We start from the raw sequence: 24,186 nt of genomic DNA, 5'->3' as shown, positions 1-24,186 counted from the left end.
GCCCGAATGAAAAATCACGGAATCGTTATAACCCCGGTGGTAGCACGAGAATTATTTGTTTCGTTATTTTCCAACACCCTGTTCCCCGAATCATCGACAGAGATAACATAGTAGGAACCCGGTGATACGCCTGCTGGTATCGGGCAGGTTGTTGTCGTGTAGGTTGCAGATTGTGGATCGAACATTGCCACTGCCAACGAAGCAACAGTTCGACTGCAAATCAGGGTATCGTTTCCGGGCTGATAAACCGTATCAGCAGAGAGGTAAAAACTGATTGTAAAGGTCATTGAATTCACGTTTCCCTGATTTTTAACGCGATCCCGAATAATCAAATTTGTCCCCGACTTTGTCGCGGTGAAATAAACCGGGAAAAGATCCGGGCCAATATTTAATAAGTTGGTCGTCGTCCGGACATTGTTGCTTTCATTACTCTCAGGAACCATGCTTTCGGAGTCAGTTACAGAAACCAGGTAGTAGGGACCCGCCGAAATACCCGCCGGAATGGGGCAAGTCGTCGTAGCATTCGTGCTCGGAGGATCATAGGTGCCAGCCGGCAACGAAGACAGACTTCGGCTGCAAACGAAGATATCAGTTCCCGATTGGTAAATCGTATCACCAGAAACATAATAACTGATTCTGAACGGCCCTGTGTCCACGTTCCCTTGATTTCGAACGCGGTCTGTAATGATCAGATTGCTTCCGCTGATGGTGCCGGTTAATAAATATGGTATCAGGTCAGGACCCACATATAACGAGGTTGTAGTGTATCGGGTATTATTGAATTCATTGCTTTCAGCAATTTGGAATCCGGAATCAACTACTTCAATTAGATAATAGGTTCCGGGTAAAACTCCGGCTGGAACCGGGCAGGTTGTCTTGGCGTTGGTGCTTGGTGGATCATATAATCCCGCGGCCAGAGACACAATATTTCGACTGCAAACAAATATGTCCGAGCCATTCTGGAAAACGGGATCAACAGAAAGATAAAAACTTGCAGTAAACGGTCCCGCGGCTCCATTTCCCTGATTTCGAATACGGTCGGTTATGACTATGTTGCTACCCGTCGTGGTAACGGTGAGAAGCGTCGAAATCAAATCCGGGGCTGCAGTGACATTGACAAAATTCGCCGTTACTAAAACATCTGCATTCAGAGTCAAAGTACAAGTCGTTGTCGTCCCACTGCACACACCGTTCCAGCCAGTGAATACCGATCCTGAAAGAGCGCTTGCGGTTAATACTGCGACCGTCCCATTGACAAACGTTGCACTACAGACCGAACCGCAATTAATCCCTTGAGGATATGAGGAAACCGATCCGCTTCCACCTCCTGCTTTGGTCAGACTCAAATTGAAAGTGATCGGATCGAAGCTGGCAGAGACGGACGTCGGCGCGGTAACGGTAATCGTGCAGTTCAAAGAGGTTCCGCTACATCCGCCGTTCCAACCTGAAAGATAGAAGCCCGCGTCTGGTACGGCTGTTAGGGACACGGATGTTCCGTTCAAATATGAGGCTGAACAGATGGTACCACATTGAATACCGGCTGGATTTGATTGGATGGAACCCGTGCCGGCGCCTGTTTTATTCACCGACAAAACGCTATAAATCGTCGGGGCAAAATTGGCGTAGAGATCCACATTGCAGAGAGCCGGAATATAGAAGGCGGAATCCAATTCACAGGTCGACCAGATCAAATTTGGATTGGCTGCAGGTTCATTCCTCCAGTCAGGCCAAACCACCAGAATGCCATTATTTCCGGGACCCACCGCCGCAGAATCCGTGCGGGCATATGGAATCGCTATCACCTCCGGGCTGGCGTTTAGAATTGTCCCATTGGGTGAAACATAATTTCCGAGAACTTTACCACTGGCATCTTGCCACGTCACCAGCGTATTTAATCCATCAAAAGCAACACTGGTAGAAGTGCCGTTATTGGGCAGGACGAGTGGTACCGGATCAAGCACATTTCCTTGTTTGTCGACCCGAACTCCTAATCCTCCCCACAACAGAAGAAAACCGTTCCCCTGATAAATAACCGCAGTATTGAAACAACACCCATTGGAAACAAGAATCGGGGGGTTGTCCAGTAGGGCTCCGTCTGAGGTCATTCTTGAGCCATAAGTCGAGGCAATCCCTGTGCCCGGCTGGGAATCTCGCCAAATCAGAAAATAGTTCCCTCCGCCAAAGGCAATGGCCGGAACATCTTTCCAATCTGTCCCGGGGGTCAAAAGAAATCCGCCAGGATCCAAGATATTGCCTAATGGCGTAATCCTGGCTCCGTAGATTTGAAAGTACCCTCCGAGCCAGACCGCAAAATAATTCGTTCCGTCAAACGCCACTTGCGCTAGATTGCCGACACCTAGAGAAGTTCCGACCGGATCCAACACGGTTCCAGAAACTGAAAGGCGAGTGACAAAGAGGTCATTCCATCCCCCTAGTCTGGGCGTTCCCCAGAGGACCAGATAATTTGTTCCGTCAAACGACATGTCCATCAGTTTGCCATCTGCAATATGAATTCCTGCCGCATCAAGCACCAAACCAGAGGAATCGACGCGAGCCGCATAGACTTGATTGGCTCCGCTCCTGAAATCGTCCCAGACAACCATGTAATTTGTTCCGTCAAATTGTACATGGGGATTGGTCTGTTGGTGCGGCGCCTGGCTGATGGGAAAATCAGAGGTGAAAGGTGCTGAAAGATCGGATAGGGCGGCTAGAATATTCAGCCCTGACCGGGTGATATTATTCAGAGCAATCCCTGAATTCTGATTGAGATAAGACCGGCTGTTAGGACTGCTTGAATCATTAAACTGTAGATTATTGCTCGTCCCGGGGTAAGGGTCCCCCGCGTCACCCCGGCCTAGACCATGTTCAAGGTCCCATCGGTTATCGGCTTGTATCAGACCGACCTGATAGTGGGACGTACAGATAGTACAGCCGGGATACGATTCCAGACGATTACCACTTGAAATCAAGTCATCGACATGATAGATCAGGAGTCCCGGACCTGGGAGGGCGGCATCAAATCCGATCATCTGCCGATTTTCCAGAAGAAAATATTCCTGGCTCGGCGTGTGGAGTTTATAAATCACAGGATTTGTTTCCACCGGAGGCAAGTTTAATTCCGCCGCATTTCGAGGGACAACCGGATTGACCCAGCCCAACGCTATTTTGCTCCAGGCATCCATATGGGCAGGACGATTGCCCAAATTACCGTTCCAACTTCCGCCAGCCATTAGGCTCCAATTTCCCAATCCGCTTGAGGTGTAATCGGGATCGTAAAGATCCGGAACGCCCAAAATATGGCCGAATTCGTGGGCGATGACTCCGATCGTCATATAACCGACGGATCCCCACCATTCCGGGACGACTGCGAATCGACCTGTATAAACCGACTGACCAAGTGAATCGATCCCACTTGTGTTAATCGAAGTATCGATCCCCATATGCGACCAGATATCACAACTACAGCCGGTATTCTCCTGCCCGGTCCCGGCATGAATCAGAATAATGGCGTCGACATAGCCATCATTGTCCTGATCATAGGGACCAAAATCAAATCCGGCACTCGTCGCCGTTAGAATAGCATCAGAAAGAAGTGAGTACGAACCGTTAATGTAAGAAGAATAGGAATGGGGCATCCGATACCAGTTCACCGTACCGTTATTCACCTGGCCGGAAACTGTCAATTGTCCGTATGACACCTCATTGTAAAAATCCTTCATACTCCCCAAAGGGGCATTTGATGGATGATTCCCAAAAAGAAGCGTGTTAAAATAACTTTGGGTCGATTGACCGGGTTTATCCGGAAAATCGATCATTAAAAAGGCGATTTTCCAATTCCCAGGTGAGGGTTGCGCCCAGGCATTCGGAATCGAAGCCAGTCCTAATATCAGACAGAAAGGGATAAGAACAAACGTTTTTTGAGCCATGGTCTGCCTCCTCAGCGGCTTGAAATCGAATTTAAGGGTTCACCTCTTCAACCTGATCGGGTCTTATTTCATGTTCATGCCTGCTGTCGTTTAATTGGACTTTTCCCGTCATTTTGACCTCTTTTCCAATATAATCACTCATGATCTTCGGCATAGGGGTCGTTGTTAAAGGACGATTTGGAGAAGCTGGAGCAATTTCGAGCGGAAGCCAGGGTTTGACAGAAATCATCTTTCCGTTGTGGTCTTCGATGACAAATTTCGAAGAGGGATCAAAGTAGTTTTTCCCTATCATTCTTAACTTTCCTCTCATCGTCACCGTTTGTCCGTAGAATTGGTCTGGATTCTTATTCAAATCATCGAGTGACACTTCTGATGCGTGAGAAATTCCAAAAAAGAGAGTTCCCCAACCAAAAAAAAACAGGAAAAACAGGTATTTCCATAATCGGAAGAGACGATCTTGGAAACTTTCGGCGAGATTCTTCATAGACGCCTCCAATCCATTTTTAATAATTGCAGTCATACAACGTCAAAAAATATTGAAACCATGATAATCTGCCTCGACTTTATAATAGAAAAGGAGAGCGACAGACTAGGTGTTTTTCGAAAAAGAGTATGATTTTTTTAATGCGCTTGCCCTGGAAACGGGGAATTTCGATTACTTCGGTCTTTCATTTCCTCTCGTTCCATAGTATATTGGTTCCTTCAATGAACAAGGTGATCTCCCGTTCCCATTTCTCTCCTTTCTTGCCAATACTCCTGATCCTGATCGGGGGAATCTTTCTCTCTTTTTCTATCTCCTCATGCAAGAAGAAACAGATCGATCCCCTCTCCAAAACTCTGGTCGTCGTGGGAGGCGAGAAAATACTCGATTCCGATCTGAACCAGGCGATCGCTGAAATCGGCAGTGAAATGCCCGTTCCTCAGGGAGAAGCCCTTGATCGCTTAAAGAGTGATCTTCTTGACCAACTGATTCAAACCCGGACATTTCTTCAGGAGGCAAAAAGAAAAAATATCCAAGTTTCGAAATCGGAGCTCGATGATTTTCTGACAAAAAGCAAAGCGGAATACTCTGAAAACGACTTTAACGAACTTTTAAAGGGAAAAGGGTTGACTTATGAGAGATGGGTTCAAAAAATAAGCGATAATATGATCATTCAGAAACTGGAAGAAAAGGCAACAGAAACGGTTCCGGAACCCACTCCGGATGAAATCAAAGAGTTTTATAATAGCCACCTCGATGACTATAAATTAAAACCCGGTGTCAGGATCAGACAAATACTTGTGGGTACCGAAAAAGAAGCCCGGGAGATCCGCAGCGCCCTGGTCAAAGGCGCCGATTTTGCCAAGCTGGCACTGGAAAGATCCATCAGCCCGGACAAAGATCTTGGAGGCGACCTAGGGATCCTCACAAAAGATCAGATGCCGGAGGGTTTTGAAGTGACGCTATCTTTACCCATTAATACAATCAGTCCAATCATCAAGACTTCGTATGGTTACCATATTTTCAGGGTAGAGGGAAAACAGAATGGAAAAATTTCTTCCCTCAGCGAAGAAGCTCCCAGGATTAGAACTCTCCTTTTTCAAGAGAGAAGGGATAAGGAATTCGCCAAATGGGCAATTGATCTCAGGAAAAGAACTGACATTCAAATTCTTCCTGATGCATTAAACGTGAAAGGGATTCCGAAATGAAGTTCCTGACTAAACCGTTTCTAGCCATTTTGTCTCTGGCCATGGTATTCTTTGCATGCCCCCTGCTCGCGAAAGAAATCTTAATCGACAGGATTGCCGCAGTCGTCAATTCAGAGCCGATCCTCCTGAGTGAAGTGGAAGGCAGACTCGAGATTGAACGTCAGAAAGAGTCCACATCGCTCATGCAGCTCCTTAATCAAATTATTGACCAAAGGCTGGAGATTCAAGCGGCTCGCAAGAAAGGGCTCTCTGTCACCGATTCCGAGGTTCAGGCGGCCTTAGAGGAAACCCGGGTTCGAAACGGATTGAAGGATGAAGAGGCCTTCAAGAAAAGTCTCGCAAAAGAAAACCTGACTCTTGAAAAAGTGACGGAGGAGATCAAAATTCAGCTTCTCATTCGAAAGCTTTTTCAGAGAGATATCTTGCAAGATGTCGTCATTCAGGAAAAAGAACTTCAGGCCTACTACCAAAATCACCTGGATCTTTTCAAGATTCCGGAAAAACGGGAGATTTCTCAAATTTTATTTGAGTGGAAACCTGATGATGACGGCCCCGCCAGAGAAAAGGTGAAAGAGGAAGCCCATATCCTTTACGGAAGACTTCAAAAAGGAGAACCGATAGAAGACCTGATAAAAGAGAAATGGAACTATTCCAGAGCGATGACCCTTTCAGAGCTAGGCACCTTTGAAAAAGGGGAACTTCTCTCCGTTTTGGACGAGGCCGCCTTTAACACCGAAGCGGGGAAGTGGTCATCTCCGGTTGAATCCCCTCTTGGAGTCCATCTGTTGCGGGTGACCCAGAAGCCCGCCAAATACAGATCCCTTGACGAAGTGTCACCGCAAATCAAAGAAAAGTTATTTCAGGAAAAGAGCGAACAGCTCATGAGCGAATGGATGGCAAATTTAAGGAAAAGTGCTACAATTGAAATGCCATTGTTAAAAGACCCGAGTTTTAATAACCAGGGAGCTCGCCCATGAAAGCTTTGTTGAAAGCCATCTCAAAATCAATCTCTTTATCATTGATATCTATGTTGTTGACAGGGTTTTGTCTGATGGTGATACCCGTATTGGCAGAAGATGAAAATCGTTCTCCGGACGCTGTCCCGACCGAAATTTCCGACGAACCATTGTTCGACAACCAGGAGGCGCGTCTTCATTACCAGGAAGGGGTACAGTGGTATCAAAAAAAGAGCTACGAGAAAGCGATCAATGCTTTGGAAAAGGCCGTCGAGGCGAACCCGGAATATAAAGAAGCCTATTATCTTCTCGGCTATGCCTACTATGAAAAAGGTAAAATGGATCTTTCAAGAGAAGCCTTTAATCAAGCGTACGAGTTGGATCCTCTCTATTCCCCGCTTCCGCCGCCCGCTGCCAAATGAGCTTGGGGCGCATCTCTCATCAACCTGGATAACGATTTCCAGATCTCTTCCTTACCCTCGTCTGTCAGGCTTGAAAAAGGGATGATTTGTTCTGCCTGGTAAGTGTCATAGATCATCGCCAGCGATTTTATTTTTTGACCTGTTTTTAATTTATCAGACTTGGTCGCCACCATCAATGCAGGAATTTGAAATGAGGCGAGCCAATCTTTCATCTGGAGGTCTTCCTTCATCGGACTTCTCCGAATATCGATCAATAAAACTACACCGACCAGATTTTCACGCCGCGAGAGGTAATTCTCGATCATCTTTTTCCAGCTGAGCCTTATTGTTTCTGGGACTTTTGCGAACCCGTACCCGGGAAGATCGACAAAATAAAAAGCCTTATTAATCAAGAAAAAGTTGATGGTCTGTGTTTTTCCCGGGGTTCCGCTTACTTTCACCAGAGCGTGTCTATTGAGGAGACGGTTCATCAAGGTTGATTTTCCGACATTCGACCTTCCGACAAAGGCTATTTCCGGTAGAAGCTGTTTTGGGAAAGAACGGACATCTACGCAACTACTTATAAATTCAGCGCTTTTTATCTTCATCACATTGACACTCTATCACTTTTATAGTAAATTGACTACCGGAGGTTTTTATTCACTTGTCGAAGGCATTCTGAATGGGTTTTGAATTCGAAGCGGTTTTAAAAGAAGCGAGCCAGCTCTACGACGATAAGAAATTCGATGAAGCGGAGCCTCTTTATCTCTCATTGCTAAAAGGAACCAACAAAGGTTATGCTGATATATTTAACAAGCTGGGACTCATTTCTCACCTGAAAGGGGATTTTCAAACCGCTTCCGATTTCTTTCAGAAGGCCCTCCAAATTAATTCGAAATATACTGAATGTTCATTAAACCTTGCCGTCACATACAACGATATGGGAAAGTTTGACGAAGCGAGAGAGGTATTTAACAAGGCGCTTCAGATCGTTCAAACGTCTCCCAATACGATAGATCCCTTCATTCAGGGAAAACTTGCTTCAGAACACAAGCGCCTCGGAGAACAATACAAAGATCTCGGACTTTACGACCAGGCACTTGAGGAATTTCAAAAGGCACTTACTCACCGGCCCAATCTCGTGGATATCATTACGCTTGTCGGGATCACCCTCCGGGAAAAAGGGCGCCTGGATGATTCGATCAGGGTTTTGATGAGGGCCAAGGAGGTCAATCCCAGTTTTGTCCCGGCGATGATCCAGCTTGGCGTCACCTACTATATAAAAGGTTTCTCAAACCTCGCCCGGGTGGAGTGGGAAGAGGCTCAAGCTATCGATCCGGAGGGAAAGGATGCGGGGGTGTACCTGGCACTGGCCAAAAAAGACGAGGTGTGAGAATTTTGAAAAAGACCCGCCTGCGTCGTCTTCGGAACTGCGGCCTTGCAATCGGGCCTTTTTGAAAATTCTTTTTTTTAATCCAACCCATTTTAAAATCAATCGTCCAAAAATAAAATGAACTCAACCATTCCTGAACAACCTCTGCTTCAGATCAAAAACCTGAAAACCTATTTTTTCACACAGCAAGGGGTCGTGAAAGCCGTAGATGACCTTTCCTTTAATATTGAAAAAGGGAAAGTCCTCGGACTGGTCGGCGAATCGGGCTCGGGAAAGAGCATGACCTCTCTTTCTGTATTGAGACTGGTTCCACCCCCTGGGAAAATCGTTTCCGGAGAGATCCTCTTTGAGGGAAAACCTTTGCTGTCGCTCGACGGCGAATCGATGCGGAGATTGAGAGGGAAAGAGATTTCCATGATCTTTCAAGAACCGATGACCTCATTGAATCCTGTCTTCACTGTCGGAGAACAGGTCGCTGAAATGCTCCGGCTGCATCTCAAGATGACCCGTAGAGAAGCGAGGGAAAAGACTTGCGATCTTTTCAAACTGGTAGGTATCCCTTCCGAAAATAAAAGGTTTGAGGAGTATCCTCACCAACTGAGTGGAGGAATGCGCCAAAGGGTGATGATTGCGATGGCAATCTCCTGCAATCCCAAACTCATTCTGGCGGATGAACCGACGACCGCTCTCGACGTGACGATTCAGGCACAGATTTTAAATCTTCTCCATGACCTTAAGAATAGATTTCATATGGCAATGCTCCTGGTTTCTCATGACCTCGGCATTATTGCAGAATCGGCTGATGACGTCGCGGTCATGTATGCCGGTAAAATGATTGAATTCGCCACCACCCGGAGTCTTTTTGCCAATCCCCTTCACCCGTACACACAAGGACTCCTGGAATCACTTCCCCGATTTGATGGCCACGGATTAAAAAAAGGGCGCCTAAAAGCGATTCCCGGAGTAGTGCCGCGACTGATAGATCTACCCCCCGGATGCGCTTTTGAACCACGGTGTCCATTTGCCATGCCTGTCTGCAAGACCGACAGCCCCATTCTGGAGGAAAAAGAGAAAGGCCATTGGTCGAGTTGTCACCTGAAAGAGGTCCATTCTTGAATCAAATCCCTCCTCTCCTTTCAGTCGTCCATTTGAAAAAATACTTTCCGGTCAAGGAGGGGTTTTTTTCTTCCGGAAACAAAGCCGTACACGCGGTTGACGACGTCAGCTTTGAACTTCAAGAAGGCGAGGTGCTGGGTCTGGTCGGAGAGAGTGGAAGCGGGAAATCGACAACAGGACGCCTGATATTAAGGTTGATCGAACCAACTTCGGGGGAAGTCTATTATCGCGGGGAGAATATTTTGAAGGCAGAGAGCGGACGGATGCGCTCTCTTCGAAAAGAAATCCAGATCATTTTTCAAGATCCCTATTCTTCACTCAATCCGAGAATGACAATCGGAAAAATTCTCGAAGAACCCTATATTATCCATAAAACCGGGAACAAAGCGGAGCGGAAAGAAAAAGTACTCCGGCTCCTTGAAAAGATCGGACTCCACCCCGATGCGGTAAAACGATATCCTCATGAGTTCTCGGGAGGACAGAGGCAACGCGTCGGAATTGCAAGAGCGATTGCGCTTTCGCCAAAGTTAATTATCGCCGATGAGCCGATCTCCTCACTCGATGTTTCCATACAAGCGCAAATTATCAATCTTCTGGAGGATCTGCAAAAAGAATTTAATTTGTCGCTTCTCTTTATCGCCCATGATCTGAATATGGTTCGCCATCTCAGCAACCGGGTGGCCGTCATGTATCTCGGCCGGATCGTGGAGTTGGCCCAGACTGATGAACTCTTTAGAAATCCGAAACATCCTTATACCGAAGCGCTCCTCTCCGCAATTCCCATTCCGGATCCGGAGAAGAAAGGTCAAAAGATTTTATTGAGCGGAGATATCCCCAGCCCGATTGATCTTCCTGCCGGATGCCGATTCCAGTCCCGGTGCCCTAAAAAAATAAAGGAGTGCGAAACTTTTGATCCCCCTCTTTTTTCTGTCAACGAAAACCACTTCGCCGCCTGTCTCCTGGTCAAGTAACCGGCGATGCGGGTTTAGCACAATTTCGACATTTCATTAAAGACTTACTCCAAACCCTCTCATCACCCTAACATTTAGATTTTTGGCCCCTGATCGCCTTTACTCTCCGAACTTTTTGAAGACTCGGCTAATAATGAAGTTGCAGGACGAGAGTAATATGGGCGATTGAGGCACTTTGTCGGCGAGGTATCGAACAGGGATGATTTTAATAAATGCAACTTCCAAAAGAAATAAGTAACGCTGGTTTGTAGCACACCCAGGCCGTAAACTACGGAGCGATTCAAGTTAATAGAGCTCGCCTCTGGAAAATATCGTGTAGGACATGATATCTCGCCAATCCGGAACTCCTGTGCCACGGTTTGGGCAAGCATTTGGTTATCAAATATGTAGTCGTCGGAGTTCGCCAATAGCGGAAGAGATTCAAGGACCTTGCGTGTAAATGCACGGTATCCGCTATGAAATTCTGAAAGTTTAGTTGCCATTAATAGATTTTGAACATAGGTCAGAAAACGATTCGAAAGGTACTTATAAAAAGGCATTCCTCCTTTCATCGCACCACCTCCAAGAATCCGTGAACCCAGTACAACATCATAAATCCCCGAAGCCACCATTCCAGCCATAGGTATGATTAGGCGAGGGTCATATTGATAATCCGGATGGAGCATCACAACGATATCCGCTCCAGCCCGGAGTGCTTCTCTATAGCAAGTCTTTTGGTTCGCACCGTAGCCCATATTTTGACCATGAACAAAAATCTCAATACCAAGCTGCTTGGCCAATTCAACGGTACTGTCATCACTCGCATCATCCACGAGGATAATCGTGTCCACAATATCACGGGGGATATCCTGATAAGTTTGTAACAGTGTCTTTTCAGCTCGGTAAGCGGGAAGCACGACGATGATCTTTTTTCCGTTCAACATGGATTCGTACCTCCGGCACGCGCACGGAGTCTCATTCTTTTTCTCTCCTTTCCAATTTAGTTAGGGTTTTGGGAGCCCTCATGACTTATACGACGAACGTTATTTTTGCCAAGAACGTTTCCCTGTTCCGCTGCCTTCCGGTACCACTTTAAAGCTTCTGTTTCATTTTTTGCAACGCCATATCCGTTTTCAAAAAACAGACCGAGCATGACTTGTGCCTCGGCATTTCCTTGATCCACGGATTTGCGTACCCATTTTACTGCTTCAAAATAATCTTTATCCAGGCCCAATCCATTTGCATACATGACACCAAGATTTAACTGTCCAAAGGGATTTCCTTGCTCGGCCGCCTTGCGATACCATTTCACTGCTTCAACATCATCTTTAGCCATCCCGAGTCCTTGAACATACATGACCCCAAGGTTAATCTGTCCTTTTGGGTTGCCCTGTTCCGCGGCCATGCGAAACCACTTAACGGCCTCTACATAATCCCTGTTCAGGCCAAAGCCGTTTGCATACATGATGCCGAGATTAACCTCTCCATTGGAATTCCCCTGCTCAGCGGACCTACGATACCATTTCACCGCTTCGGCGTCATCCTTGGCCACACCCAGTCCCTGAGCATACATGACAGCGAGGTTAAACTGACCATTGGGGTTTCCCTGCTCGGCGGCCTTGCGATACCACTTCACCGCTTCAACATCGTTTTTTTCCACATCCGCTCCATTTTGATATATTTCGCCAAGCCATTCCTGGGATTCCGTATCTCCCGCTTCTGCGTTTTCAGTGATAAAGCTTATCAGTCCCCATTTGCCCTCCCCGATTCTACCGATTTCCCTGCGGAATTCCCATGAGACGGGATTATACTTCCAATTCCACAAACGATTTTGAGAAACATTAATATGTTCGGGAAAGTGATTCCAATTTAACTTGTTAATCCCTTCCAACACACCTATCAGTTGAATAAAAAAAGAACAGATCAATAGTAAGTAAAATCCCTTCCGATAGAGGGATTCACGGGATGTGTTGCTTAATAACGGGATTGAAAGAAGCAGCAACATAGGTTGTATCTCAGTGAGATACCGGGGCCCAAAACTATTTCCGCCCCACCAGTACAAATATTTCGAATACAAGGCGATTTGTAGGATAACGAAAACAAATAGTACACCGTAGAAAGAAAGATAAATCTGTTTTTCGCGGAAAGACTTGTAAAAGCCCAATAGACCAAATATTGCGAGAGGAAAATAGATAAAAAGCCCCCTGCCCGGGCTTATTAAGAGACCCCAAAATCCCTCCCAAAAAGGGGTCGTAAATGGAGTGAGCATCAATTCGGCCCCTCTTATATTACCCAGAGCAATCAGGTTATAGCTGGCCAATCCGATGCCAATGAGACCAAGGGGCCAGGTATAAGAAAGGGTAAAACGAGGACGTTTTGCAATCATCCAGATATAAATTGGCAGAACAAAGAGCAAATTCGTGGGTCGAATGGCGACTGCGAATCCACAGGCTAAACCAAAAGAGATTCCTTTGAACATCGAAGGCTTCTTGAGCTGCTTAATCGCAAGCAGAGCGGCCAGAATCATAAACAAACTTCCAGGCCCATGCTGCCAAAGCGCTTGGGATGAGATCGTCCATGCTTCGGTTGCAAAGCCATAGGCTATTGTTAAAACAAAAGCGAGTGGCCGGGAGGCATTTAACTGAACCGCTAAAAGATAAAATAGCGAAAGAGAAAGCGCTGTCATAATCGAAGCAGAGACTTTTTGCGCTAATTTCGCGAATTGGAACCAATCTGCCAATGTCCGGTTTGGTTGATTATATATGGAAACGGGAAGAACATAGAAAGGCGTAAGTAAAATTCCGGTCGCCACAGGATACGAAGGCAGGTAGCCATATTTCGTTTCTTGAAAAAAATATTGACCTGTTGGCAGGTGAATATCTGAAAAATATTGATGGAAATCGTCCATGACGATATTCCCTTTCGTGATTAAAACAATGGGTATCAACGAGGCGGGGTAAGTGTCGGGATTCGGAATTCGGTAACTTAAATTATAAATGACCAATGCTAGAAAAAAGAGAATAAAGGCAGGGTGAATTCTAAATCTGGCTTTCATGGGTTTTAAAAAGGACCTCACGCCGTCAGAGCAGTTTCCACGAGTCACCGTCAAATAAGAGAATTCCCTCTTCTCCCGGAAGCGAGCCCGGGATTACGCGATAATATACCTTGACGGAACGCCCCTCCTGTTTGACCTGAAGAAATCGCACTTCCAATTTGGGATTGGAACCAAAGAGATTCTGAAGCCGAGAGAGCAGTTGCTGATTCGGAGAAAATTCTTTTCTTAGGGCATCCAGTTTTCTATTTTCAACTAATGATTTGAATACAACGAGAATTTTTTCAAGTTCTTCATCCGAAAGAACACCCGCCAAAGGGACATTTTCCTGATCGCGTGACGGCAATGCAGACTCACTCTTTTCAATCCCTGTTTCCCGGATCACTTCTGAGATTTGAATCACCGGCTCTTCTAATTTAGTCGATTCCGCTAAAGGTTGAAAAGAGTTTCGAACCTGACCTTGGACGTCAATAAGTTTCGATTTCCTCACACTCTCGCTTTCCTCCCAGTCAGACCATCCGATTAATAAAATTGGAATCAATAGGAGCCCGCTGGCGAATATGATCGTCATATCAGAGACTTTCCGCGGGGAGGTCATCTCTCGTTGATTTTCGAATTCGATGGGTAATTCCACTTCTCGAAAATAGCCGAGAAGAGCCGAAATATTCTGAAATCGCGTAATTTTCTTTTTTTCTACCGCTTTTCGAATCAGATTTTGAAAAAAGACCGGAATCTCCTTTGGAAAGACTAGGTGAAGCGGCTCTGAGTCATAGACGAGTTCACCCCAAATACTCTTGTTTTCTCTTCCGTCGAAATATCCTTTTCCCAATATCATCGCATAGAGAACCATTCCGAAAGAAAAAAGGTCCGATCTTCCGTCGCCACGTTCTCCTTTGAGCTGTTCGGGCGATGTATAAGTAAGACTTCCGAACGATTCCTGAAGTGGACCTGTCGTTCCTTCCTGGCCTATCGCGGTGGAAATACCAAAATCAGCTAGCAGTATCTTTCCTCCCTGGGTCATCAGAATATTTTCAGGTTTAATGTCGAGGTGGTTAATCTGATTTTGATGGAGGTAACAGAGCGCGTCTGAAAGTTGAAGAAAAATGGGAAGAATCTCTTGAAAGGTCATGGGTCCGGAATCATGGAGCTTCTTCTGAAGACTCAGACCTTCCGCATATTCCATGACCAGGCAAGGCTCGTGATGCTGATCGTAGGTGAGAATCTCAAAACCAAAATAAGAAACTATATTGGGATGGGAAAGACGAGCTAATATCTCCGCCTCCTTTTTCAATCTTGATCGAAAATCCGGATCGGCGGTCAAATAAGGATGGAGCGTTTTCAGAGTGACCTTGCGCTGAAGATCAGGCGAAAAAGCGGAGTAGATCCTCCCCATTCCCCCGTATCCAATTTCTTGAACATCGAGAAAAATCATTAAATATCCTTCGGCAATGGATCAGAATAAACCCTCGCCGGTCATTATACCGTCTTAGTTCAATTGTTACGATAACTTTTTATTGAAATTTGACCGATCCAATTGGAAAAATTAACTTCATTTTGATAAAATCCTACCATGAGGCAAACACACCATTGAAATTATCTCAATTTATTCAGGGCAGGGACAATAATTTCAATTTAATTCGAATTTTTGGCGCTTTTGCCGTACTGACGACACACAGTTTCGCGTTGGCAACCGGTTCAAGTTACGCAGAACCGTTTAGAAAAGATGTCGGAATGACCATGGGGACAATCGCTGTAGACGCTTTCTTTGCAACGAGCGGCTTTCTTGTGACCGCCAGTTTGTTTAAGAGAAAGAGCAGTATCGAATTTCTTTGGGCCAGATTCCTTCGGATCTTTCCAGCTCTCTTCGTCATGCTCCTATTAACGGTCTTTGGAATCGGTCTCTTTTTTACAACAATGCCTCATGCTGCCTACTTGTCGGATCCGCGAATATATTACTATTTTTTGAAATGTTCGACGCTCATCACGGGCGTTACATTCTATCTGCCCGCAGTGTTTGAAGGCAATCCGTTCAAAAAAATGGTCAATGGTTCCCTCTGGACCATGAAATATGAATTACAACTGTACCTGATTTTGGCTTTTGTCTGGATCACATTGCGAATAACCAAACAAAATAGGATAAAATTTTTTAAATTTGCCATTCTCATGACTGCCACCGTCACGGGCATCGCTATGATGATTCTTCATTTCTTTTATTCTTCTGGATTGGAAGCGAGGCTTTACTTCATGTTCTTTTCAGGCGCATCATTTTATGTCCTTAAAGACCATATCACTATTTCTCACCTCTATTTCTGGCTCTTTCTGGTTTCAATATTTCTATCAGCCATGGCCAATATACACCTCTTTTTCGTCTTCTATACGTTAACCATCTCCTATGTCTTGTTTTATCTTGCCTACGTTCCATCAGGGCAGATTAGAAATTATAATCGAATGGGCGATTATTCATATGGCGTCTACATTTATGCCTTCCCCGTGCAGCAGTCCGTTGCCTCACTGATTCCAGGCGTTTCTGTTTTATCGCTGGCATTGATTTCGGCCTCCATAACCTTCTTTTTGGCAGCGCTTTCCTGGCACCTTCTAGAGTGCCGGGCACTTGACCTCAAAAACATCTATGTCGATTACACAAAAAAAATACTTTCCGTTTAAATCATGACCCTTCTGGGCTTCTTTTTCCCTTTTTATCAGAGCAATTGCAGATAACGCAATACTAACGGCTCGAAAATAAGGATAAACACCGCCGGAAAAATGCAACCCAGGAGCGGAATCAACATTTTGACCGGCATCTGGTAGGCCCGCTTTTCGGCTTGTTGAAACCGCTGGGTCTTGATGTCGACCGATAGATCGCGCAAGGTACCAGAAAGTGGACTCCCGGTCTGATCGGTCTGAATCAATGCCAGAATGAACGACTGAATTTCGGGTAGATCGATACGTTCCGAAAATTCCCTCCAGGCTTCAGACCGGCTTTTTCCCATTTGAATCTGACTTGTCAGGGATTCAAGCTCTTCCTTCATCGGGCCAGGCCTGGAATGAACCATCGCTTTGGTCAATACACTTAAATAGTCGAGTCCTGATTCAACTCCAAGCGTCATAAGGTCTAGATAATAAGAAAGATCTTTGATCATGTTTTTCTGACGATTCCGAGCATCGTTGACCAGTTTGATCAGTGGCAGGAAATACCCGACAATAAAGAAGAAAACGAGATTAAAAATGAGGAAATGGAATGATGAACTCCCATTAAACATAAGAAGCGAGATCAGCGCTCCGGCAACGGACAGACCGGCACCACACAGAAACTGTAGAAACGGGAAATGGTCTGGACTTAATTTCCAACGAGCGGTCACGATCTTTTTCCGGATATAATTTAAAAACTGCGAAGGATTCATCTTTTTCAAAAGAGACACGATCGGTTCAATATTATACCGGTCTATTTGGACGCCCGACCGAAATTGAAGCAAAAAATAGGCAATCCCAAATCCTGATAAAAAGGCAAAGAAACAGAGCGCAAAGATCATTGGTTTCAGACTTCCCCATCCGACACGATCTTTCTAATCATCCAATATCCGGCCAGCTCCAACAGGGCGATGGCGATCAGACCTGCTCCTCCTGCGGCTGTAGTCCAGAAGGGAGTTATCAGAGCCGGGTCAATCAAATACAGAACCAGACCCAGAAAGAGAGGAAGCAGACCCACTACCCAACCTTGAATCTTCCCCTGCGAAGTCAAGGCATCAATTTTGCCTTTAATTCTTTTCCTCTCAGTCAAAGTGTTTTCCAGTTTATCAAAGAGATGGCTGATTGATCCGCCAGCTTCATTTGAAAGAATTATCGCAGAAACGACCAGCCTTACCTCTTCCAGATTCAGCCGATTGTCGAAAAAACGGAGGCCTTCTTCCAGGCTTTTGCCCATCTTTATCTTTTTTAAGACAAGCCCGAGCTCCTGTGATATGGGAGAGGGGAGCTCTTTTACGCACAGATTGATCGAATCTGAAAGGGAAAGCCCCGCGCGAAGAGAGCCGGCCATCATCTTGAGAAAATCGGGAATCTGTTTTTCGATCTTTTCCAGTCGTTTTTTGGAGAAATAGGCGATTCCCCAACGCGGAACCGGATATCCGGCCAGGGCGGAGACTGCCAGAGCAAGCAGATACCACGGCCATGCCAAATTGGAAAAAAGAAATCCCCCGGCAAGGGCTGTTACGATCATAGAAAATGAATAGAGAGAATCGGCCTGCCGGTGGGTCAAAAACAGGAACTGTTCATCAAGAGAAGAGAGGGTCTGTGCAACTGACCGAGCACGATATTGATAATACAACGGGGCTCCGATTTCCCAGGCAAAAAAGAACCCTGAGGCAACAGACAAGAACAGGAGTAAGGAGAGGAATAACGGAACCATCCCGGCGATTTTAAGGTTTAGTTCACCACTTTTTTCTTTTTACTCTTTTTCTTCGGCTCCGGTTTCTTGGCTTTTTTTACAGGAGCTTTTTTCAACGCGTCAATTTCTTTCTTCAGTTTTTCTTTTTCGTTCTGGAGCGCTACAGTCTGTTGCTTAAGCTGTTCAATCTCTTTCTTATAACCATCCGACTCGTTTAAGATTGACTTATTCTCTTCGTTAACTTTGTCAAACTGCTGTTTGAGCTTAAAATTCTCCTCTTTTAATTTTTTTGACTCGCAGCCGGAAAGAAGCGGAATGAGAAAGAGAATCAACGAGGCTAGAATAAAAACATTTTTTTTCATTTGAAACACCTTTCTTCAGATTATAAGAGCACGCTTTTTGGAAAGATTTTTACATAAAATATTTTTTTTATCAATGGCAAAAAAAAAGCACGGTAAAAATACCGTGCTTTTTTCGCTGTAAGCTGTAATTGATGAAACCGGATCACCAGAGGGATCCAATAGCCCCTGCTGAAGGGGGCCACCAGAAAAACTATTTTGCTTCTTCTTTCTTTTCTTCTGCTTTCTTGCCTTTTTTCTTTTTGCTTTTTTTGGCTTTCTTTTCGGCTTTGGGAGCATCAGCTTTCGGAGCATCCATCTTGGGAGCCTCTGCCGCAGGAGCCGCAGGTGCCGCTGGAGCGTCAGCCGCGAAAGTTACTGTTCCAAATGCGAAAACCATCATCATCGAAACAACTAAAGAGTAGATTTTTTTCATTCAATTCACCCCCTTCCATTCATATATTTTGTATTAACCACTCTCACTCTACTGCAAAACAGGTGCCACAATAAATAAACAGCGACACAAGTCAGACATCTCATGATATTTCAATAGGTTATGTATTTCTTAAATTAAAAAACCTTCCTGATTAATTCTGTTTTATGCCTGATATCAGGATGATATTGCCTTATTTGAGGCACGAAAATTGTTGAATCGAATGAAGGTTTTCCCTAAACTAGCTGTTCTTTTTGAGATTGAATTTATCGAGACGGTATTGAAGCGTTTTATATGTTAATCCTAACATCTTTGCCGCTTTGGTCATGGTCCAATCGCTTTTTTCCATTGCTTTCACCAGGAGTTGTTTTTCGAATTCCTCCAGCGAAAATCCTTCCGGCGGAAGATCAAAATCGATTTCGCTTAACGGATAAGAGGGCCTTCTTATTTCAACCGGTAGATCATCCAGTCCGATGATTTCGGAATCACATAAGAGGACTGTCCGCTCCAAAACCCCTTCCAGCTGCCTGACATTTCCCGGCCAGGCGTAATTGAGTAATAACTGCATCGCCTCCTTTGAAAGACCTTTTATTTTCTTACCCGACTCCTGATTGAATTTTTTCAAGAAATGGTCGATCAGCGAGGGGATATCCGACCCCCGTTCCCTTAACGGAGGAAGCTGGACCGAAATAATGTTCAGGCGGTAAAATAGATCTTCACGGAATGTTCCCTTTTTGATTTCTTGAGCAAGATTTTTATTGGTCGCTGCAATCACCCTCACATCAATCTTACGATCTTCCTTCGCTCCGATTCTCCGGATCTCCTTCTCCTGCAACGCCCGGAGAAGTTTTGCCTGAATATGGTGGCTGATATCGCCGATTTCATCGAGAAAGAGGGTCCCTTTTTCCGCCGCTTCAAAGAGACCGATTTCGGTACCCGTCGCGCCGGTAAAGGAACCTTTCTCATGGCCGAAAAGCTCGTTCTCAATCAGGCTTTCGGGAATTGCCGCACAGTTAATCGCCCTGAATGGACCGCTCTTTCTCGAAGAATTAAAATGAATGGCTCTTGCAATCAGCTCTTTCCCCGTCCCGCTTTCGCCGCAAATCAGGATGGTACTTCCGCTCCCCGATATCTTCTGAATAATCCTGAAAAGTTCCTGCATGGAAGGATGTTTTCCGATGATGTTCGGAAGATTAAATTTTTCGCCCAACTGCTGGCGAAGATTCTTGTTTTCTCTTAATAACTCAATCCGCTCAAAAGCCCGCTGAATGGAAATCAACAGCTCCGTTTTATCGAGCGGCTTCGTCAAATAGTCAAACGCCCCTTTTCGCATGGCCTCAACGGCAGAATCGATCGATCCGTGAGCGGTCATTATTATCACGCAGGCGTTGGGGTTCACCTGAAACAGTGCATCCACACCGCTCAAATCGACCGTATCGGGCAGCTTCAAATCGGTCAGGACCAATTCGATATTCCCCGATTTGAAGAGCTTGACTCCCTGCTGACTGCTCGATGCCGTTTCAACTTTATACCCTTTTTCCTCGAGAATTATTTTCAAGATCTCCCGTTGATGTTTTTCATCGTCAATAACCAGTATGGAGTCATTCATGCTCACCTCTCGACTGTCTGACCGGAAGAACGAGAATCACTTTCGTCCCTTTTCCTGGCGTCGATTCGATCTCTATACGGCCGTGATGTTCTTCCATGATTCTTTTAGTCAGAGCAAGTCCCAGACCGATCCCGAGTGATTTGGTTGTAAAATAAGGCTGAAAGACTTTTTTCAAGTCTTCGGGGGTAATCCCTTCGCCGGTATCGCGAATTTCAAAAACAATCTCGTTCAATTTCCGGGATGCCACAATTTTAAGTTTGCCTCCTGCAGGCATGGCCTGTATGCCATTGGCTATGACATTCATCAAGCAGGTCTTTATCTTTTCTTCATCCCCTTCGATCAGGGGGATTTCTTCCGGATGATACTCGATTTCAATTCCCTGCTCCACCGTTTTCTGGCGAGCGAGATTGATCACCTCGTTCAAAAGGAGATTGAAATTGATCCATTTGATTTCCAGTTTCATCGGCCGGCCATACTTTAGAAAGTTTTCAACCATGTTGTTAAGGCGATAAGTCTCCGATTTGATGCTGGTCATCAGAGCTCCCAGCTTCTGCTGCTCGTCAGGCGTTGCATTGCCGATCTTGTCTTTCAGATGGTCGATGCTTAACGAAATGAAATTGAGGGGATTCCGGATTTCATGGGCAATTCCCGAAGCAAGCTGGCCGAGTGCGGTGAGGTGTTCCGTTTCCCGAAGGCGTTCTTCCAGTACTTTATTCTGCCTTAATTTTTCGACCATTTCATTGAAGCTCTTGATCAACTGGTTGATTTCATCGTCACCATGGGTTTCCTGAATCATCTGGCTCAAGTCGCCGCTTGCGACTTTTTTAGCCGCTCCCATGATCTGGTAAATCGGGCGGGTATATCGCCAGGAGAGAAAAATGGAAACGATGATTCCGAGAGTAAAAACGATCAACGTTGCCGCCAGACGGTTGATATAGTGCGACTCTATCAGCTTTTCATAGTCATCAAATACCATGCTAATATGGGCATAGCCCAGCTGTTCTCCTTCAACCACAATCGGCACGAGGAGGTTATAGGCTTTCTGCGTAGGAGACGGGAGCTGGTCACCCAGTTTGGCCGTAATCAACAGTTCTTTCCGCTTCGGATCCATCTTGGCGCCGACTTTCTTCGGATTCGAGCTGGCTATGACCTCCTGCTCATTGCTGACGATGGATATCTCCTTGACGCCTCTTTTCTCAAGCCGTTTGACATAATCCTGAAGCCTCTTTTCCTTGGTCCTTTCCGGGCTGGTCAATTCTTCAACGCTCACCGAAATTGCTGACGAAAGCTCATTGATATGCTCTTCCATCTCTTTTACCAGCGCCTTTTCAGTCCGGGCGTAGAGATAAAACGAAGCACCGAGCGAAAGGAAAGAGAGGAAAAGCATGGTGATGACGAGTTTTGCGGTTAAGTTCAGTCTGATTTTCAAATAGACACCTTAAAAAGTGAAATGAATAAAATCAAATAGGGGAAAGATCTTCCCTCCGACGGGGCCGAAATTCATGCTCATCTTTATAAGTCATTTGGATGTGGCATAAACGAATTTCGCCGAGTCTCTATTCAGATTATCCCCCTATTTGATTTTAAAACCTAAACTATTCCAGAAACAATTTTCCCTGGCGGATGAGTCTCGGTTTTTCGCCGGTCACATCGATAATTGTTGAAGGTTCGGAGACGAGAGGGCCAGCGTCGAGAATGAGATCGACCTGATCGCCAAATATCCGCCCGGCCTCTGCGGCGCTGGTTACAGGAGTTTCGTCTGAAAGATTGGCGCTGGTAGCGGTCAGGGGAGACCGGGTGAGCGCCAGGAGACGTTGGACCGTACCCGAGGCGGAACACCGGATTCCGATATTGCCTGAATTTCCCGTCAAAAGAGAAGAGACCTTCTCCGACGCTTTAAATACCAGGGTCAACGGGCCTGGCCAATAGCGGGCCATCAATTCCAGGGCTTTTGAAGAAATATCCATGACCAGCGGCTCCAAATCGACAGGCTTCTCAATCAAGATCAGAATCGGTTTGTCGAACTCTCGTTTCTTGATCTGAAAAACCTTGCTTACTGCCGCTTCATTGCCTATCGCTGCACCAATTCCATATAGCGTATCGGTCGGATAGATAATGACCTTCCCTTGAGAAATCAGCGTCGCAGCCTCTTTGAGAGATGAGTCGGCATGTGCCGGATCAAGTTTTAATATTTCTACCGGCATACAGGGCTTTCGATTTGGCTTCTACCTCTTTGGCCATATCTTCTTTGTATTGAAAAAGCTTCTTGTCCAATTCAGGGTTCTTCTTGGCGAGGATCTGAACGGCAAGGATCCCACCGTTTTTCGCTCCGGCCTTTCCGATTGCCATCGTCGCCACAGGAACTCCACCCGGCATCTGAACCGTGGCAAGGAGAGAGTCCATGCCCTGCAACGAAGAGGAATCGATCGGCACTCCGATGACCGGAAGAATCGTTAATGAGGCAACCACACCGGCCAGGTGAGCGGCTCCTCCTGCTCCCACAATAAAAAGTTCGACTCCCTTTTCGGGAGCCGATTTGATGATCTGATGGGTCCGTTCGGGAGAACGGTGAGCCGAAGTAACGGTCATCTCATAAGCTACGCCAAAATGTTCCAGAATTTTTCCCGCCTCCTCCATAATCGGCAGGTCATTGGGGCTTCCCATCAATATCGAAACATGCGGTTTTCCTTTTGACATCTTTTTTTCTCCTAATCTTAAATCTTTGTGTCAATTCCGGACGAAATGGTCGATTTCGCAGTTAACTCAAGCACCCGGCAATCTTCTCTCTTCGACGGCGCCGAATTTCATGCTCATCTTTATTAAACAATTCAATGTGGCATAATCGAAATTCGCCGAGTCTCCTTTCGAAGATCGCCGGGTACTTTCGTTGGCTAAACCGAGTGGTATTCCGTGAACGAAAACTTCGATGAATTTTGCCGATCCCACAAAAATGTGAACACGGAGATTGGGGATAAATTCATCGGCGTTGGAGAGAATGGATTACCACTCGGGTTAGCACGAGTATCCAGTATCGACTAATTCCTTTCTGCTTTTACCCAGATTTGCGTCACCCAGTTGTTCTCGATCATTTCATTCAGCTTCCGCAAGTTTAGATTCGAAAAGGTCGAATCAACGGCGGCTTTTTTATCGACGAGGATGCCGGAAAGAATCGCGTTCCCCCCCGGCTGAATCGCTCCAGCCAGATCTCGGCTGACGCGAATCAGGTCTTCCGCGGTAATATTCGCCATGACCAAATGGTAACTGTTCCGGTCGGCTTGAAAGATCGAACCAAGACGAAGTTTAACCTGACCCGCCACCTTGTTGATCATGAGGTTATGCCGCATGGACTCCAGCGCATCGCCGTCTGTTTCAGCCGCAAGGATTTCTCCCGCTCCGAGTTTTGCTGCAGCAATGGCAAGAATTCCAGATCCGGATCCCAAATCAAGGACTTTACATCGTGCCGGATCAGAAATCCTGGACAGAATTTGATCAAGAATAACGAGGCAATTTCTAGTCGTGGGATGCGTTCCCGTTCCGAATCCAAGACCGGGTTCGATCCAGATTACTCGCTCCTCTTGACTGCTTACCTCACATTCTTCCCATGGCGGAGAGACCGTCAATCGGCGGCTGATTTGAACCGGCTTAAAAAACTTTTTCCATTCCTGATTCCAGTCTTTTTGGATTTTCTTTTGGATATCAACCAAATGATGAGGAATCTGAATTCCGACTTCTTGAAATCGATCACAAAATGAGGAGAGTTTCTCTGAAATCTCTTCGGATGTTGATGTCGAGGGATCAAAGTATGCTTTGACCTTCGCACCGTCGATCCAGGTCCCGCCGGCACCCATTTCAATTAGTAACGACGAAAAGCTCTCTTGCAATGAAGGCGCTATCTCCATTGAAAGCTCAAAATATTCATCGTGTTTTCTTTTTGCCGGC

Annotated in this window: 22 protein-coding genes; 7 read left to right on the top strand and 15 right to left on the bottom strand. The window is 45.8% G+C overall.

Translation table 11 applies throughout. The features are described from left to right. Positions 1-14: 14 nt before the first annotated feature. Together HY200_03575 and HY200_03570 are read right to left on the bottom strand one after the other, a co-directional pair. Positions 15-3,926 carry a M6 family metalloprotease domain-containing protein gene (locus HY200_03575; GenBank protein ID MBI3594012.1) on the bottom strand — a complete coding sequence of 1,304 codons (3,912 nt, stop codon included), beginning with the start codon at positions 3,924-3,926 and terminating at the stop codon, positions 15-17. Between the two features lie 31 nt (positions 3,927-3,957). Further along, positions 3,958-4,410, bottom strand: coding sequence for a hypothetical protein (locus HY200_03570; GenBank protein MBI3594011.1), 453 nt, complete (start codon positions 4,408-4,410; stop codon positions 3,958-3,960). Positions 4,411-4,631: 221 nt separating this feature from the next. Here HY200_03570 and HY200_03565 point away from each other — a divergent pair, with 221 nt between their 5' ends. From HY200_03565 to HY200_03555, 3 genes are read left to right on the top strand one after another with little or no spacing between them, the layout of a single operon-like run. Next, positions 4,632-5,615 (top strand): SurA N-terminal domain-containing protein, encoded by a 984-nt coding sequence (locus tag HY200_03565; GenBank protein ID MBI3594010.1) that lies wholly within the window; start codon positions 4,632-4,634, stop codon positions 5,613-5,615. After that, on the top strand, positions 5,612-6,592 hold the full coding sequence (locus tag HY200_03560) for a peptidyl-prolyl cis-trans isomerase (protein ID MBI3594009.1): 981 nt from the start codon (positions 5,612-5,614) through the stop codon (positions 6,590-6,592). Before HY200_03565 ends, HY200_03560 begins: the two co-directional genes overlap by 4 nt. Then, the gene (locus HY200_03555) at positions 6,589-6,993 is read left to right on the top strand and encodes a tetratricopeptide repeat protein (GenBank protein ID MBI3594008.1); all 405 of its coding nucleotides are present in this window, start codon (positions 6,589-6,591) and stop codon (positions 6,991-6,993) included. The genes HY200_03560 and HY200_03555 overlap by 4 nt, the downstream gene beginning before the upstream one ends. On the opposite strand, the gene HY200_03550 is transcribed toward HY200_03555, so the two are convergent. Next, complete coding sequence (locus HY200_03550; protein ID MBI3594007.1) at positions 6,960-7,580, bottom strand: YihA family ribosome biogenesis GTP-binding protein; 621 nt, start codon at positions 7,578-7,580, stop codon at positions 6,960-6,962. The two genes, HY200_03555 and HY200_03550, sit on opposite strands and share 34 nt — an antisense overlap. 74 nt (positions 7,581-7,654) lie before the next feature. On the opposite strand from HY200_03550, the gene HY200_03545 reads away from it, so the two are divergent. The 3 genes from HY200_03545 to HY200_03535 all read left to right on the top strand — a co-directional run bounded on the left by HY200_03545 (position 7,655) and on the right by HY200_03535 (position 10,452). Beyond that, on the top strand, positions 7,655-8,365 hold the full coding sequence (locus HY200_03545; protein ID MBI3594006.1) for a tetratricopeptide repeat protein: 711 nt from the start codon (positions 7,655-7,657) through the stop codon (positions 8,363-8,365). A 117-nt stretch (positions 8,366-8,482) separates the two neighbouring features. After that, positions 8,483-9,481 carry an ABC transporter ATP-binding protein gene (locus HY200_03540; protein ID MBI3594005.1) on the top strand — a complete coding sequence of 333 codons (999 nt, stop codon included), beginning with the start codon at positions 8,483-8,485 and terminating at the stop codon, positions 9,479-9,481. A gap of 5 nt (positions 9,482-9,486) precedes the next feature. Next, a complete protein-coding gene (locus HY200_03535) occupies positions 9,487-10,452 on the top strand; it encodes a dipeptide ABC transporter ATP-binding protein (GenBank protein MBI3594004.1) in 966 nt (321 codons plus the stop codon). A gap of 74 nt (positions 10,453-10,526) precedes the next feature. On the opposite strand, the gene HY200_03530 is transcribed toward HY200_03535, so the two are convergent. The 3 genes from HY200_03530 to HY200_03520 all read right to left on the bottom strand — a co-directional run bounded on the left by HY200_03530 (position 10,527) and on the right by HY200_03520 (position 14,915). Further along, positions 10,527-11,375: a glycosyltransferase family 2 protein gene (locus HY200_03530; GenBank protein ID MBI3594003.1), complete on the bottom strand. Its 849-nt coding sequence runs from the start codon at positions 11,373-11,375 to the stop codon at positions 10,527-10,529. Between the two features lie 56 nt (positions 11,376-11,431). Continuing rightward, the gene (locus HY200_03525) at positions 11,432-12,436 is read right to left on the bottom strand and encodes a sel1 repeat family protein (GenBank protein ID MBI3594002.1); all 1,005 of its coding nucleotides are present in this window, start codon (positions 12,434-12,436) and stop codon (positions 11,432-11,434) included. A 1,075-nt stretch (positions 12,437-13,511) separates the two neighbouring features. Further along, a complete protein-coding gene (locus HY200_03520; GenBank protein ID MBI3594001.1) occupies positions 13,512-14,915 on the bottom strand; it encodes a serine/threonine protein kinase in 1,404 nt (467 codons plus the stop codon). Between the two features lie 155 nt (positions 14,916-15,070). Here HY200_03520 and HY200_03515 point away from each other — a divergent pair, with 155 nt between their 5' ends. Beyond that, positions 15,071-16,147 (top strand): acyltransferase, encoded by a 1,077-nt coding sequence (locus HY200_03515; protein ID MBI3594000.1) that lies wholly within the window; start codon positions 15,071-15,073, stop codon positions 16,145-16,147. A gap of 35 nt (positions 16,148-16,182) precedes the next feature. On the opposite strand, the gene HY200_03510 is transcribed toward HY200_03515, so the two are convergent. The 9 genes from HY200_03510 to HY200_03470 form a co-directional block, all read right to left on the bottom strand. Next, positions 16,183-17,013 (bottom strand): type II secretion system F family protein, encoded by an 831-nt coding sequence (locus HY200_03510; protein ID MBI3593999.1) that lies wholly within the window; start codon positions 17,011-17,013, stop codon positions 16,183-16,185. A gap of 5 nt (positions 17,014-17,018) precedes the next feature. Then, complete coding sequence (locus HY200_03505; GenBank protein ID MBI3593998.1) at positions 17,019-17,888, bottom strand: type II secretion system F family protein; 870 nt, start codon at positions 17,886-17,888, stop codon at positions 17,019-17,021. A gap of 17 nt (positions 17,889-17,905) precedes the next feature. Beyond that, on the bottom strand, positions 17,906-18,229 hold the full coding sequence (locus HY200_03500; protein ID MBI3593997.1) for a hypothetical protein: 324 nt from the start codon (positions 18,227-18,229) through the stop codon (positions 17,906-17,908). Between the two features lie 190 nt (positions 18,230-18,419). Then, a complete protein-coding gene (locus HY200_03495; GenBank protein MBI3593996.1) occupies positions 18,420-18,641 on the bottom strand; it encodes a hypothetical protein in 222 nt (73 codons plus the stop codon). Positions 18,642-18,879: 238 nt separating this feature from the next. Further along, positions 18,880-20,247, bottom strand: coding sequence for a sigma-54-dependent Fis family transcriptional regulator (locus HY200_03490; protein MBI3593995.1), 1,368 nt, complete (start codon positions 20,245-20,247; stop codon positions 18,880-18,882). Next, positions 20,240-21,676, bottom strand: a complete 1,437-nt coding sequence (locus HY200_03485; protein ID MBI3593994.1) for a HAMP domain-containing protein — start codon at positions 21,674-21,676, stop codon at positions 20,240-20,242. Before HY200_03485 ends, HY200_03490 begins: the two co-directional genes overlap by 8 nt. 166 nt (positions 21,677-21,842) lie before the next feature. After that, the gene (locus HY200_03480) at positions 21,843-22,451 is read right to left on the bottom strand and encodes a threonylcarbamoyl-AMP synthase (protein MBI3593993.1); all 609 of its coding nucleotides are present in this window, start codon (positions 22,449-22,451) and stop codon (positions 21,843-21,845) included. Further along, positions 22,426-22,944, bottom strand: coding sequence for a 5-(carboxyamino)imidazole ribonucleotide mutase (gene purE, locus HY200_03475; GenBank protein MBI3593992.1), 519 nt, complete (start codon positions 22,942-22,944; stop codon positions 22,426-22,428). The genes HY200_03480 and purE overlap by 26 nt, the downstream gene beginning before the upstream one ends. Positions 22,945-23,282: 338 nt before the next feature. Further along, positions 23,283-24,146 carry a 50S ribosomal protein L11 methyltransferase gene (locus HY200_03470; GenBank protein ID MBI3593991.1) on the bottom strand — a complete coding sequence of 288 codons (864 nt, stop codon included), beginning with the start codon at positions 24,144-24,146 and terminating at the stop codon, positions 23,283-23,285. Positions 24,147-24,186 lie beyond the last annotated feature (40 nt).

This window comes from Nitrospirota bacterium (genome assembly GCA_016194305.1).
Taxonomy (GTDB): Bacteria; Nitrospirota; Nitrospiria; order JACQBW01; family JACQBW01; genus JACQBW01.
Note: the sequence above shows the minus strand (reverse complement) of the source record. Positions and strands in the feature narration are given on the sequence as shown.